The 13561-nt window shown below is 70.0% G+C and carries 11 protein-coding genes; 5 read left to right on the top strand and 6 right to left on the bottom strand.

Translation table 11 applies throughout. The features are described 5' to 3' along the window. Positions 1-12: 12 nt before the first annotated feature. Complete coding sequence (locus NWFMUON74_RS22720; protein ID WP_187683843.1) at positions 13-2970, bottom strand: AMP-binding protein; 2958 nt, start codon at positions 2968-2970, stop codon at positions 13-15. A 496-nt stretch (positions 2971-3466) separates the two neighbouring features. Here NWFMUON74_RS22720 and NWFMUON74_RS22725 point away from each other — a divergent pair, with 496 nt between their 5' ends. The 4 genes from NWFMUON74_RS22725 to idi all read left to right on the top strand — a co-directional run bounded on the left by NWFMUON74_RS22725 (position 3467) and on the right by idi (position 7810). Beyond that, the gene (locus tag NWFMUON74_RS22725; protein WP_187683844.1) at positions 3467-4870 is read left to right on the top strand and encodes a family 2B encapsulin nanocompartment shell protein; all 1404 of its coding nucleotides are present in this window, start codon (positions 3467-3469) and stop codon (positions 4868-4870) included. A gap of 15 nt (positions 4871-4885) precedes the next feature. Continuing rightward, a complete protein-coding gene (locus NWFMUON74_RS22730; protein WP_187683845.1) occupies positions 4886-6322 on the top strand; it encodes a family 2 encapsulin nanocompartment cargo protein terpene cyclase in 1437 nt (478 codons plus the stop codon). A 67-nt stretch (positions 6323-6389) separates the two neighbouring features. Next, entirely contained in the window at positions 6390-7262 is an 873-nt protein-coding gene (locus NWFMUON74_RS22735; protein ID WP_187683846.1) for a geranyl diphosphate 2-C-methyltransferase, read from the top strand. Beyond that, positions 7259-7810, top strand: coding sequence for an isopentenyl-diphosphate Delta-isomerase (idi, locus tag NWFMUON74_RS22740; protein ID WP_232110521.1), 552 nt, complete (start codon positions 7259-7261; stop codon positions 7808-7810). The genes NWFMUON74_RS22735 and idi overlap by 4 nt, the downstream gene beginning before the upstream one ends. 19 nt (positions 7811-7829) lie before the next feature. Here the strand turns inward: idi and NWFMUON74_RS22745 are convergent, their stop codons facing one another. Next, entirely contained in the window at positions 7830-8558 is a 729-nt protein-coding gene (locus NWFMUON74_RS22745) for a GntR family transcriptional regulator (RefSeq protein ID WP_187683847.1), read from the bottom strand. A gap of 81 nt (positions 8559-8639) precedes the next feature. Between NWFMUON74_RS22745 and ilvA the strand changes: the two genes are divergently transcribed. Next, positions 8640-9863 carry a threonine ammonia-lyase gene (gene ilvA, locus NWFMUON74_RS22750; RefSeq protein ID WP_187683848.1) on the top strand — a complete coding sequence of 408 codons (1224 nt, stop codon included), beginning with the start codon at positions 8640-8642 and terminating at the stop codon, positions 9861-9863. A 4-nt stretch (positions 9864-9867) separates the two neighbouring features. Here the strand turns inward: ilvA and NWFMUON74_RS22755 are convergent, their stop codons facing one another. The 4 genes from NWFMUON74_RS22755 to NWFMUON74_RS22770 all read right to left on the bottom strand — a co-directional run bounded on the left by NWFMUON74_RS22755 (position 9868) and on the right by NWFMUON74_RS22770 (position 13550). Next, positions 9868-10191, bottom strand: coding sequence for a DMT family transporter (locus NWFMUON74_RS22755; RefSeq protein ID WP_187683849.1), 324 nt, complete (start codon positions 10189-10191; stop codon positions 9868-9870). Positions 10192-10216: 25 nt separating this feature from the next. Next, the gene (gene argH, locus NWFMUON74_RS22760) at positions 10217-11638 is read right to left on the bottom strand and encodes an argininosuccinate lyase (protein ID WP_187683850.1); all 1422 of its coding nucleotides are present in this window, start codon (positions 11636-11638) and stop codon (positions 10217-10219) included. Positions 11639-11698: 60 nt separating this feature from the next. Continuing rightward, positions 11699-12904, bottom strand: a complete 1206-nt coding sequence (locus tag NWFMUON74_RS22765) for an argininosuccinate synthase (RefSeq protein ID WP_187683851.1) — start codon at positions 12902-12904, stop codon at positions 11699-11701. 133 nt (positions 12905-13037) lie between these two features. Then, complete coding sequence (locus NWFMUON74_RS22770) at positions 13038-13550, bottom strand: arginine repressor (RefSeq protein ID WP_187683852.1); 513 nt, start codon at positions 13548-13550, stop codon at positions 13038-13040. Between the last annotated feature and the right edge of the window lie 11 nt (positions 13551-13561).

Here is a 13561-nt window from a genome sequence, read left to right on the forward strand (position 1 = left end):
GGGCGGATCGATTCAGCCGAGCAGGGTCTCCAGGGACTCGGGGGTGAGGATTTCGTAGGTTTCGGTGGTGCGGTCGTACCACCAGGTGCGCTCGCCCGGCTCCAGGCGGACGGCGGCTTGGACCGCGCGGGTGGAGGGGCGGTAGGTGGAGCTGCGGGGGATCTCGTCGACGACGAAGATGAGGTCGGGACGCTGGGCGGGATCGAGCGCGCGCAGGCACTCCGTGACGTCCTTGGGGTCCAGGTGGTAGCCGCGGCGGACGCTCACGGCGGCCACGGCCAGCGTCCGCTCGCCCGCACCGGTTCCCGCGCGCAGCCCGAACGCCACCTCCAGATCGACCGCGGCGACGTCGTTGAGGGTGTCCACGATCGGCTGGGTGAAGACCGGGCCGCGGGCGGTACTGATGACCGTGTCGCGGCGATCCATCAACCAGTAGTCGCCGTCGCGGTCGCGCCGGAACAGGTTCTCCGTCGGCACCCACGCGTCGCCGGGCGTGAACACCCCGCGCAGACCACCGCGCGAGATGTCGACCGTGTCGGCTGCCTTGCCGATCAGCAGACCGACCTCGTTGTCGGCGGCGCGGCGCGCGAAACCCTGTGCGTCGGTGCGGATCTCGTCGGTCTCCGGGTCGTAGCAGACCAGCTCGACGCGGGCGGCGCCGGGCACCGGGCGGCCCTTGCTGCCGATCTTGGCGCCCGCCACGTTCGCCAGCACCACATCGCCCTCGATGGACGCGTAGAACTCGAGAACCCGTGCGGGAGCGAATCTTTCGATGGTGCGCCGCCACAGCCCGGCCGGCATGCCGGAGCCGATGAACAGCCGGATCGGATGCGAGTGACCGTTGGGGAAGGTGTCGGCGTCGAGGATGTCGCGCAGCATCGTCCAGGTGTAGGTGACGACGGTGACGCCGTAGCGGTGCACCTCCTCGGCGAAGCGCGCCGGATCCAGCGAGCGGGCCAGCGCGATCCGGCTGCCCCCGGCCACCGCGCCACCCAGGCTCACCAGCAGACCCGACGAATGGTGCAGCGGCGCGAGGCAATACACCGTGTCGCCGCGATCCAGATCGGCCGAACCGGCCGTGCCGAACGCCGACACCGCCCAGCGATGGTTGGTGATGTACTTGATGTCCAGCTTGTCGCCGGTGCCGGTGACCAGGACGAACGCCAGCTCTCGCGCCAGCCCCGGATTCGGGCGGAACCAGCCGGGCAGCACCACCCGGGACGGGTCGATCTGCTCGAGATCGGTAACCTCGCACCCCGGCGGCACATCCAGGCCGCGAGCGTCACCGCCGCCGAGCACCAGCACCCGGGCGCCGGTCCCGGTGGCCGCGCGCAGGTTCTCCGGGTCGGCCAGAATCGTCTTCGCGCCCGTCAGCTCGACCGCGCGCGGTAACTCGCTGCCGGGCGCGAGCAGTACGGCCACCGCCCCGAGCCGCGAGAGCGCCGCCACCGCGGCCAGCGCGCTCGGCCTGGTCTCCATCAGCACGCCGACCCGGGTGCCCGGCCGCACACCGACCGAGATCAGGCCGCGCACCACGTTGTCGATGCGCACATTGACCGCGGCGTTGGTGTGTACGCGGTCGTCGAACAGGAACAGGTCTCGCAACGGCGCCCGGCGCGCCTGCTCGGCGAGCAGCCGCCCCAGCGAGATCCGGGTGTGCGGCTGGATCATGCCCAGCCGGGTCAGCCGCGGCAGCGCCCGCGCCGCCTCGCCGGTCAGTTCCATCGAGCCGCGCAGGGTGCTGCTCGCGATGCTGCCGAGCGCCGCGCCCAGTCCGGCGCCGGTCTCGGCGAGCCCGGCGGCGGTGTGCACCACGCGGGTCGCCGCCGAGCGCGGGCGGTTGGCGGCGGCGTGCTCGTACATCGGCGCGATCTGGGCGGGCAGGTCGCCGCGGCCGCTGAGCCAGTTCACCCAATCTCGCACCAGCGGCCAGGTCTGGCTGGTCGCCGTCGATCCGGCCACCAGGCCGAAATGCCCGGCGACCAGGGTGGCCTCGTACACGTCGGCGTTCGGCGCGGCGCGCAGGACGCCGCGCACGGCGGCCGGCTGGCCGATGTCGTCCACCTCGCCGACGAACGCCAGGATCGGGCAGCGCAACTCGGCCAATGAGACCGGATGGTCGCGAATCACGAAGCCGCCCAGCATCATCCGGTTGTGCGTCACGAACTGTTTGAGCAGGTCCGCCGCGGCCGGACCGGAGTAGCCGACCCAGCCGTCGTGCTCAAGGAACCGGCGCTGGCGCTCCTTGGGCAGCAGCGCCTCGCGGTCGTGCAGCTGGCGCAGGAAGTCGATGCGGGCCTTGGCCGTCTTCACCGGGTCCAGCATCTGGAAGCCCAGGCGCACCATGGAGTCGGTGATGGGCAGCCGGGTGAGGACGTGGTCGGCGACGAAATCGGCGACGTCGGACACCAGCCCGTGCGGTAGCCCGAACGGCAGGCCGGCCACGATATCGACCGGACTGCCGAAGGTGACGATGCTCTCCACGCCCTTGCCGTAGCGGTAGGCGGCGGTCTGGTAGGCGAACATGCCGCCCTGCGAATAGCCCATCAGGTGCACGCCGTGGCCGGTCAGTTCGTTGACCGTGTCGATGGCGCTGTCGAGGGCGAGCACGTGGTCGGCCAGGTCGCGCTGCCAGCCGCCCTCCTCGCTGGCCGGTGACCCGAAATCGAGGACCCAGCAATCGATTCCGGCGCGGTGCAGGATGCCGACGGCACCGCCCTCGGCGTTCACGTCGTAGATGTCGGCGTTGACCATCAGCGGCGGCACCAGCAGCGCCACGGGACGGCCGGGGGTGGTGTCGTCGGGGAAGTAGTGCCGCAGCCGGTACATGCGCTTGCGCTCGGTCACCTCGTAGGGCGACGACTCCACGTCGTGCGCCAGCCCCCCGAAGCGGATGACCTCGAGCCCGTTCTGCGCGGTCGCCACCAACCGCTGCACCGACCGCGCGACGAACCTCGTATCGAACTTCACGGAAACTCCCAGCCCTCGCCCTGCACGTGACGCCCGTCACAGACCCCTGCGTGTCCAGATGAGCTTGCCACATCATCAGCCTACTTCGCGGGCGCCGGAACGGACGCATCCGGCAAGCGGCGGTTCGCCCGTTCGTTACGAGCGGTTCGCCGGTTCGTTGCGAAGCCAACGGCCGGCTCCGGCCCCGCTCCTCGCGCAGCACCGCAGGTACCGCGCGCGACGCGCCGGGCACGATCGAAGCCGACGCGCCGAGGCGCTGACCGGACGGCCGAACGATCACCATTCGTTATGGCACAAGGTTTTTCACCTCGGTTCGCGAATTCCGCCACATCCTGTCGGTGCCGGGACTTACTATCGATTCGCTGGAAACGCGCTGTCGCGCATTCAGTTTCGCTCGAGTGTCTAGTTGAGCAGGCCCCCGGCCTGCCGTATCGCCCTGTCTCCACCACCGGCGCCGTCGCCGTCGTCGTGGCAATTACGAGGTGAGGACCACAGCATGACCATCGAACTGCCGGCACAGACCGCGAATCACGTGCAGAAGAGCCTGTCCACCAGTGCCGCACACCAACTCGCGCACACCACCAAATCCGAACCGCAGATGCAGGGCATCAGCTCCCGCTGGCTGACCCGCACGCTGCCGTGGGTCCAGGTGCACGGCGGCATCTACCGCGTCAACCGCCGTCTGACCCACACCGTCGGCAACGGCGAGGTCGAATTCGCCGTCGACGGCGGCCAGGCCCGGGTCATCCCCCTGGAGCTGCAGGAACTGCCGCCGCTGCGCGGCTTCGACGACGAGGAGGCGCTCGGCGCGCTGGCCCGGCAGTTCGAGCAGCACGACCTGGAACCGGGCACGGTCGTCGCCGAATTCGGCAACCCCATCGACCAGCTCCTGCTCATCGTGCACGGCAAGCTGAGCAAGCTCGGCACCGGCGAGTACGGCGAGACCACCCGCGTCGGCATCCTCGGCGGCGGTTCGTATTTCGGCGAGGACGTGCTCACCGACGAGGACGCGATATGGCCGGTCACGCTCACCACCGTCACCCGCACCACCCTGCTCGCGCTGCCCCGCGCGGCCTTCGAACGAACCCGCGACGAGATACCGGCGCTGAGCGAACAGCTGTCACGGTTCGCGTCGGCGCCGGCGCGGCCACAGAACAACCACGGCGAGGCGAATATCGAGATCTCCTCCGGGCACTCGGGCGAGCCGCTGCTCGAGGGCACCTTCGTCGATTACGACGCCGCCCCGCGCGAGTACGAGCTGGGCCTGGCACAGAGCGTGCTGCGGGTGCACACCCGCGTCGCGGACCTGTTCAACGAGCCGCACAACCAGATCGAACAGCAGCTGCGGCTGACCATCGAGGCCCTGCACGAGCGCCGCGAACACGACCTGGTCAACAACCGCGATTTCGGCCTGCTGCACAACTGCGATCTCAAACAGCGCATCTACACCGAGTCCGGCGCCCCCACCCCGGACGACATGGACGAGCTGCTGAGCATGCGCCGCAGCACGAAACTCTTTCTGGCACACCCGAAAGCGATCGCGGCGTTCGGGCGCGAATGCACCCGCCGCGGCATCTATCCCGACCCGGTGGAGATCGACGGCAACCGCATCCCGGCCTGGCGCGGCGTGCCCATCTACCCGTGCGGCAAGATCCCGGTGAGCGACAAGCACACCACCTCGATCCTGGCCATGCGCACCGGCGAGAAGGAGCAGGGCGTGATCGGCCTGCACCAGACCGGCATCCCCGACGAGTACGAGCCGAGCCTCAACGTCCGCTTCAAGGGCATCGACGACCAGTCGATCATTTCCTACCTGGTCAGCTGCTACTACTCGGCGGCCGTGCTGGTGCCCGACGCGCTGGGGATCCTCGACAATGTCCTCGTCGCCCGGCACGACTGACGGAAGTGAGCAGTCATGTCGGTGCTGTCACGCGCCGCGGCCCCGCCTGCCACCGGTGAGCTGGCCGCGGTCGTCGCCAAACTTCTGACCAATCTGGATCACGCTCCCCCGGCCGCCCTACCGCTGCCGGACAGTTCGAAAGGCCCTGCGGCCCAGCCGGTTTCGGCACCGTTCGCGGATATGGTCGATTCCGTCACACCGCACCGGCTGCTGGGGCCCACCGGGCTCGGCGCGTCCGGCCTGCTGTTACGGCCGCGAGGCGACAAGGACGGCGGGGCGAGCCGGTCCCGCTCCGGCTCGCCGGGTGCGCCGGAGCCCGCGGGCGAGCCGGGCGGGTCCCGGCTGAGTCGCCTGCTGTCCGGGCATACCGATCTCGCACAGTTCCCGCGCCGGACGGCGGCCCCGGCGCGGGAACCCTCCCACGCCGAGCCGTCCGCCGAAGGCACAGGTGCGGCGGAGGACGAGCGCGACATCCCACCGCTGTACTGCCCGCCACCCCTGCGCGACAATCCGGCGCTCGCCACAGCGGTGAACGAGGGAATCCTGGTGTGGGCCGAGAGCATCGGCCTGTACGAGAACAATCTGGACGAGCTGCGCAAGGCCGACTTCGGACGGCTGATCATGCTCGCGCATCCGGACTGCGACGACCCGGACCGGCTGCTCGCCGCCGCCAAATGCGCGGTGTCGGAATGGTCGGTCGACGACTACTACTGTGAGGAGGACGCCGACGACCGCGCGCCCGACGGCACCCCGTCCAGCGCCGAGGCCGAACTGGGGCCGCGACTCGAAATGGCCGCGGCCGCAATAGATCCCGTGCACCTTCCGGCCGAGTACCAGGAGCGGTTGGAGCGGGCGCTGCAGGCCGATCCGATCCTGCGCGCGTTCCGCACCTCGTTCGAGCACCTGTCGCACTACGCCACGCCGGCGCAGCTGGCGCGGCTGCGCACGGAGATCGGTGGCTGGTTCATCGCACTCGGCGCGGAGGCGGGCTGGCGGCTGGCCGGGCGGATGCCACCGGTGTGGGAGTACCTCGCCAACCGCCAGCCGCACAGCTTCCTGCCGTGTATGGCGCCGATCGACGTGCTCGGCGGCTACGAGCTGAGCGCGGCGGAGTACACCGATCCGCGCGTCCGCCGCGTGGTCACCACGGCCGCGCTCGCCGCGCAGATGGTCAACGACCTGTACTCGATGGCCCGCGAGGACCTGTCGAACGGCCGGGAGTTCAATCTGCCGACGGTGCTGGCGGCGGAGGAGAACTGCCCGCGCCGCCAGGCGGTGCGGCGCACGGCCGAGATCCACGACGAACTGGTGCACCGCTTCGAAGGGGAGGCGGCGGCACTCGCCGCCGCGGGTTCCCCGGAGTTGCGGCGCTTCCTGGGCGGCCTGTGGGGCTGGATGGGCGGCAACCGCGCCTGGCACGCCGACAGCCGCCGTTATCACGACCAGAGCTGACGCGACCGTTTCCGATATCTCATTCGCGCACGACCCGGCACTACCAGGTTCGAGAGGATGATCTGCGATGACGATGCTCGACCGCGAGACCGATGGTGTCCTGCACAGCAGTTACCAGCGCTCGGTCTCCGAATATTGGAACAACAATCCCAACGACGACCGGGTCAACACCAAACTCGGTGAGGTCGACGGGCTCTACCACCACCACTACGGGGTGGGCGAGCCGGACTGGTCGGTGCTGGAGGGCCCGGACGACACCCGGCAGGACCGGATCGTGCGCGAACTGCACCGGCTCGAAACCGCGCAGGCCGACCTGCTGCTCGACCATCTCGGTGACGTCCGCCCCGGTGACCGGCTGCTCGATGCCGGCTGCGGGCGCGGCGGCACCAGCATCATGGCCAACCAGCGCTTCGGCTGCCGGGTGGACGGCGTGACGATCTCGGAATACCAGGTCGGCTTCGCCAACGACCAGGCCCGCACCCGCGGTGTCGCCGATATGGTGCAGTTCCACTTCAAGAACATGCTCGACACCGGATTCGATTCGGGCAGCATGCGCGGCATCTGGACCAACGAGACGACCATGTACGTCGACCTGCACGATCTGTTCGGCGAGTTCGCGCGGCTGCTGGAACCGGGCGGGCGCTACGTCTGCATCACCGGCTGCTCCAACGACGTGACGGGCGGTAAGTCGTCGTCGGTGAGCTGGATCGACGCGCACTACGGCTGCATGATCCATCCGCGCGGCGAATACTTCCGGGCGTTGGCCGCCAACGGCCTGGTGCCGGTCGGTGTCACCGACCTGACCCCGGCCACCATCCCGTACTGGGATCTGCGCACCCATTCCGAACTCGCGACCGGTGTGGAGAAGCCGTTCCTCACCGCCTATCGGGAGGGAAGTTTCCAGTATTTGCTGATCGCCGCGGATAAGGTAGGTAGGTGACCATCGACTCGACGATCGACCGCGAGGCCCTGCCCGTCGAACTGGTGGACGAGCAGGGCCGCGCGATCGGCGCCTGCCCGGTGTCCCAGGCGCACACCGCGCCGGGCCGCCTGCACCGCGCGTTCTCGGTGTTGTTGTTCGACGCCGACGGGCGGGTGCTCCTGCAGCAGCGCGCCGCGGTCAAGACCCGGTTTCCGCTGCTGTGGACCAACACGTGCTGCGGCCATCCGGCGCCGGGCCGCGACCCGGCCGATGCCGCGGTGGATCGGCTCGTGGAGGAGCTGGGGATCTACAGCACGCTGTCGGAGGTGGGCACGTTCACCTACCGGGCGGCCGATCCCGGCACCGGCCGCGTCGAGCACGAGTGGGATCACGTCCTCGTCGGCCGATTCGACGGCGCACCCCCGCGCCCCGATCCGGCGGAGATCGCCGACCACGCCTGGGTGTGGCCGAGCGACCTCGCCGACGCCATGGTCGCCGATCCGCAGCGGTATACGCCCTGGCTGTCCGGGGTGCTCGGGGTGATCGAGAGTGTCGAGGTCGAGTAGCGCCCCGGTGCTGTCAACGCTAGGGCCGCGCGAACGAGACGCCGTCGGGTGGTGCGAGCAGTCCGGTGCCGGTGGGTAGGGTCGCCAATACCGACTCGAGCCGGGAGTGGTGGCTTTGCGCGACGGTGAGCAGCCGTTGCACATCGCGGGCAAGGAAGGCGTCGAGCATGAGCGCGTGATCGGTGTGCAGCCGCACTCGGTCGGCCCGCGACACGTGCACCATCGACTGCACGGGTTCGGTGACGTTCCAAGCGGATTCGAGCAGGTGCAGCAGCCGGAACATGCGCGAGGGCCGGGTCAGGGCGAGATGGAACTGGCGCGACCGGCGATGGTAGCCGACCGGATCGTCCTCGCGGATGGCCTGTTCCAGCGCCGCGTTCACCTCCAGCAGCGCCGCGCGATCCGCGGCGGTGGCGTGGCTGACGGCGGCGGCCAGCGACGCCTCCTCCAGCGCCTGCCGCACCAGGTACATCTCCCGCAGTTCGCTCGCGGTCAACTGCGCCACCGTGTATCCCGCATGCGGTTCGTGCGCGACCAGGCCCTCACCGATCAGGATCTTCAGCGCTTCGCGGACCGGAATGTGGCTGACGTCGAATAGTTCGGCCACCTCACGCAGTGGGATCACGGTGCCCGGCGGCACCGCGCCGTCGAGAATCACCCGCCGCAGTTCCCCGAGGATGATCCGCGGCCGACCCGGTTCGTCGACCACCAGCTTCGCGAGTAACGCCGAGCGTCGTCGTGGAGGCATGTCGCGACGCTATGGCCGCGGTGTTGTCGGCAGCGGTCGCCGATGTGACGATCACGAAACGATCGGGAGTTCTCTGGCAGCATGGCGGCCATGGAGCTGATCGGGCTGGATCGGATCGAGGCGGCGGCGAAGCAACTCGGGCCGGTCATCCGGCGCACGCCGGTGGTGGCGTCGCGGGTGCTGTCGGAACGCACCGGGCGCGAGGTGCGGCTGAAATGCGAGAATCTGCAGCGCACCGGGTCGTTCAAGCCGCGTGGCGCCTATCACCGGATCGCGAACCTGCCCGACGACGACCGGCGGCGCGGCGTGGTGGCGGCCAGCGCCGGTAATCACGCGCAGGGCGTCGCCTGGTCCGCGACGACGCTCGGCATCGACTCGACGGTGTTCATGCCCATCGGCGCGTCGCTGCCGAAGCTGGCCGCCACCCGGGCCTACGGCGCCACCGTGCACCAGGTGGGCGACAGCATCGACCGATCACTCACCGCGGCAATGGATTTCGCGGAGCAGACCGGCGCGACCCTGATCCATCCGTTCGACCATCCCGACATCGTGGCGGGCCAGGCCACCGTGGCGCTGGAGATCCTGGAGCAGATGCCGGAGGTGGGCACCGTCATCGTGCCGACCGGTGGTGGCGGCCTGCTCGCCGGAGTGGCCGTCGCGCTGCGCCACCTGGCGCCCGAGGTCCGGGTGATCGGCGTCCAGGCCGCACAGGCCGCGGCCTGGCCGCAGTCGCTGGCGGCCGGTGAACCCGTTGCGCTGGAACGGATGTCGACCATGGCCGACGGCATCGCGGTCGGCCTGCCGGGCGGGGTGCCGTTCGCGCACGTCGTCGACCGGGTCTCGATCGTGACCGTCGATGAGGACGCCCTGTCGAGTGCGCTGCTGCTGTGCATGGAGCGCGCCAAACTGATCGTCGAACCGGCCGGGGCGGCCGCGGTCGCCGCACTGATGACCCGCGCCGACGAGCTGGACCTGCGCGGCCCGGTGTGCGCGATTCTGTCCGGCGGTAATGTGGACCCGCTGTTGCTCACCCGGTTCATCGGGCACGGGCTCAGCGCGGCCGGGCGTTATCTCGCTGTGCGCGTGACGATTTCGGACCGCCCCGGGAGCCTGGGCAAGCTCCTGGCCGCCGTCGGCGACACCGGGGCGAGTGTGCTGGACGTCGTGCACTCGCGCACCGGGGCCTGGCTGGCCATCGACGAGGTCGAGGTGCTGCTGACCCTGGAGACCCGCGGCACCGCCCACCGCGACGACGTGCTGGACGCCCTCGACGCCGCGGGCTATCCGGTGCGCGTGCAGGATTGACGATTCAGTGCGCGGCGCCCAGTTCCAGGGCGAGCACGCCGAGAATCACCAGCCCGATCCCGCCGATCTGCACCAGGGTCAGCCCTTCGTCGAGGAACAGCGCCCCGATGGTCGCCACGGCCGCCACCCCGATGGCCGACCACACCCCGTACGCGACCCCGATGGACATTCCCCGCTTCAACGCCTGCGACAGGAAGAAGAACGCGCTCGCGTACCCGACCACCACCACGATCGAGGGCACCAGCTTGCTGAACCCCTCGGACAGTTTCAACGACACCGTCGCCGTCACCTCGGACGCGATGGCCAGCACCAGCAGCAGGAAGGTCATGGCCGCAGGATAACCGGCGCTCCGCTCAGCCGAGCCAGGCGCGGGCGGTGGCGGTGGCGGCGCGGACTTCCGCCAGTTGCTCGGCGACCCGTTCGCCTGCCGTGCCGCCGCGGGCGTTGCGGGAGGCGATCGAACCCTGGACGGTGAGGACCTCGCGCACCTGCGGGGTGAGGGCGGGGTCGACGGCGGCGAACTCCGCGTCGGTGAGCTCGTCCAGGCCCACGCCGCGGGCCTCGGCGGCGCGGACGCAGCCACCGGCGGCCTCGTGCGCCACGCGGAACGGAACACCTTGGCGCACCAGCCATTCGGCGATGTCGGTGGCCAGGGTGTATCCGGCGGGGGCGAGTTCGGCCATGCGGTCGGTGTGGAAGGTCAAGGTCGACATCAGGCCCGCGATGGCGGGCAACAGCAGTTCGAGCTGGGCGATCGAGTCGAACAGGGGCTCCTTGTCCTCCTGCAGGTCGCGGTTGTAGGCCAGCGGCTGCGCCTTCAGTGTGGCGAGCAGGCCGGTGAGGTTGCCGATCAGACGGCCGGCCTTGCCGCGAGTCAGCTCGGAGACGTCCGGATTCTTCTTCTGCGGCATGATCGACGACCCGGTGGACCAGGCGTCCGCCAGCGTGATGTAGCCGAATTCCGGTGTGCTCCAGATGATCACCTCTTCGGCCATACGCGACAGGTCCACCGCGGTCATGGCGAGCACGAACGCCGCCTCCGCGGCGAAGTCCCGTGCCGATGTGGCATCGATCGAATTGGCCGCGGCCGCATCGAAATCCAGATCGGCGGCGATCGCCTCCGGATCCAGGCCCAGCGACGACCCGGCCAGCGCGCCGGAACCGTAGGGCGACACGGCCGCTCGCTTGTCGAAATCGCGCAACCGGTCGACGTCGCGCAGCAGCGGGTGGGCGTGGGCGAGCAGTTGATGCGCGAGCAGCACCGGCTGCGCGGCCTGCAGGTGCGTCTTGCCCGGCATGACCGCCTCCGGGTGCGCGGCCGCCTGCGCCACCAGCGCGTCCACCACGTCCAGCACCCCGGCCGCGATCCGGCGCACCGCGTCGCGCAGCCACATCCGGAACAGGGTGGCCACCTGGTCGTTGCGCGAGCGGCCCGCCCGCAGCCGGCCGCCGAGTTCGGCGCCGACGCGTTCGATCAGCCCGCGCTCGAGCGCGCCGTGCACGTCCTCGTCGGATTCGGCCGGACCGAACGCCCCCGACTCGACGTCGGCGGCGAGCCGGTCCAGCCCCGCCAGCATGCCCGCGAGATCGTCGTCGGACAGCAGACCGGCCTTGTGCAGCACCCGCGCGTGCGCCTTGGACGCCCGCACGTCGTAGGGCGCCAGCGCCCAGTCGAAGTGGGTCGACTTGCTCAGCGCCGCCATCGCCGCGGCCGGGCCGGACGCGAATCGCCCGCCCCACAGCGCGCCCTCGTTGGTGCTGCCGCCCTGCGTCATCGGTGGTCGTCTCCTCGTCTCGCGATCATCGGAACGTGCACGCGCGGATCTCGGGCGGCGCTACTTCTTCTTGCTCAAATCCCGGCGGGCGGCGACCTTGGAGGACAGGCCGTGAATCTGGACGAAGCCTTTGGCCAGCGACTGGTCGAAGGTGTCGCCCTCGTCGTAGGTGGCGAGGTTGAAGTCGTAGAGCGATTCCTCGCTGCGGCGGCCGTTGACGACGACGTTGCCGCCGTGCAGCACCATCCGGATCTGGCCGGACACGTGCTCCTGGGTGTCGCGCACGAACGCGTCCAGCGCGCGCTTGAGCGGCGAGAACCACAGGCCGTCGTACACCAGCTCGCCCCAGCGCTGCTCGACCTGACGCTTGTAGCGGCCCAGCTCGCGCTCGACGGTGACGGCCTCGAGTTCCTGATGCGCGGCGATCAGCGCGATGGCGCCCGGCGCCTCGTAGATCTCGCGGCTCTTGATGCCGACCAGGCGGTCCTCCACCATGTCCAGCCGGCCCACGCCCTGGCGGCCCGCGCGCGTGTTCAGTTCGGTGATGGCCTCGAGCACGCTGACCGGGCGGCCGTCGATGGCCACCGGGACGCCGCGGTCGAAGGTGACGATCAGCTCGTCGGGGGCCTCGAAGTTGACCGTCGGGTCCACGGTGTAGTCGTAGACGTCCTTGGTCGGCGCGTTCCACAGGTCCTCGAGGAAGCCGGTCTCGACCGCGCGGCCCCACAGGTTCTGGTCGATGGAGAACGGCGACTTCTTGGTGACCGTGATCGGCAGGCTGTTCTCCTCGGCGAAGGCGATGGCCTTCTCCCGAGTCCAGGCGTAGTCGCGGACGGGGGCGATCACGTTCAGGTCGGGCGCCAGCGCGCCGATGCCGACCTCGAACCGCACCTGGTCGTTGCCCTTGCCGGTGCAGCCGTGCGCGACGGTGGAGGCGTTGTGATATTCGGCGGCTTCCACCAGGTGCTTGACGATCAGCGGGCGGCTGATCGCCGACACCAGCGGGTAGCGGCCCATGTACAGGGCGTTGGCCTGCACGGTCGGCAGGCAGTACTCGTCGGCGAACTCGTCGCGGGCGTCCACCACGATCGCCTCGACGGCGCCGCAGTCGAGCGCGCGCTGCCGCACGACCTCCATGTCCTCGCCACCCTGGCCCAGGTCGATCGCGACCGCGACCACCTCGGCCCCGGTCTCCTTGCCGATCCAGCTGATGGCAACGGAGGTGTCCAGCCCGCCGGAGTAGGCGAGTACGACGCGATCGGCCATATCTGTTAGCTCCTCAGGTTTCGTGCGTATCCAAGTCTGTGTGCCCGCCTCCCCCGGGCGGCTCCCGCCACTGACAAATGATTATGCATGACGATGCAATCCCATGCATAACCAGGGCTGGCCAACCGCTGACTCAGGCCAGCTGTTCGATCTTGGCCGCCAGTTCCGCGCCGGTGAGGGGTTCGCGGGCGATCACCGCGACGGTGTCGTCACCGGCGATGGTGCCGACCACCTCGGGCAGGGCGGCGCGGTCCAGGGCGCTGGCCAGGAAGTGGGCGGCGCCCGGCGGCGTGCGCAGCACGGCGATGTTGCCGCTGTGGTCGGTGGAGACCAGCAGATCGCCGAGAAGCTTCGACAAACGGTCGGTGCCGCCGGTGACGCCGCGGACCGGGCTGCCGTCCTCGGGGACCACATAGATCCCCGCGCCGCCGTCGGCCGCGCGAAGTTTCACCGCACCCAGTTCGTCGAGATCACGCGACAGCGTGGCCTGGGTGGTCTCGATGCCCTCCGCCGCCAGCAGCGCCGCCAGTTCGATCTGACTGCGAACCGCGTTGGCGGACAACAACTCCACGATGCGCTGCTGCCGCCCGGCCCGCGTCCGCGCGATCGCGGGGCCCGCCTTCGCCCCCGCCTTGCCCGCCCTCACGATGCCACCTC

It is taken from the genome of Nocardia wallacei (genome assembly GCF_014466955.1).
GTDB classification, from domain to species: Bacteria; Actinomycetota; Actinomycetes; order Mycobacteriales; family Mycobacteriaceae; genus Nocardia; species Nocardia wallacei.

What these genes read in the sequence shown, in the direction of transcription:
- NWFMUON74_RS22725 (WP_187683844.1), top strand. Translation starts at nt 3,467, where the DNA reads ATGACCATCGAACTGCCGGCACAGACCGCGAATCACGTGCAGAAGAGC.
- NWFMUON74_RS22730 (WP_187683845.1), top strand. Translation starts at nt 4,886, where the DNA reads ATGTCGGTGCTGTCACGCGCCGCGGCCCCGCCTGCCACCGGTGAGCTG.
- NWFMUON74_RS22735 (WP_187683846.1), top strand. Translation starts at nt 6,390, where the DNA reads ATGACGATGCTCGACCGCGAGACCGATGGTGTCCTGCACAGCAGTTAC.
- NWFMUON74_RS22745 (WP_187683847.1), bottom strand. Translation starts at nt 8,558, where the DNA reads ATGCCTCCACGACGACGCTCGGCGTTACTCGCGAAGCTGGTGGTCGAC.
- ilvA (WP_187683848.1), top strand. Translation starts at nt 8,640, where the DNA reads ATGGCGGCCATGGAGCTGATCGGGCTGGATCGGATCGAGGCGGCGGCG.
- NWFMUON74_RS22755 (WP_187683849.1), bottom strand. Translation starts at nt 10,191, where the DNA reads ATGACCTTCCTGCTGCTGGTGCTGGCCATCGCGTCCGAGGTGACGGCG.
- argH (WP_187683850.1), bottom strand. Translation starts at nt 11,638, where the DNA reads ATGACGCAGGGCGGCAGCACCAACGAGGGCGCGCTGTGGGGCGGGCGA.
- NWFMUON74_RS22765 (WP_187683851.1), bottom strand. Translation starts at nt 12,904, where the DNA reads ATGGCCGATCGCGTCGTACTCGCCTACTCCGGCGGGCTGGACACCTCC.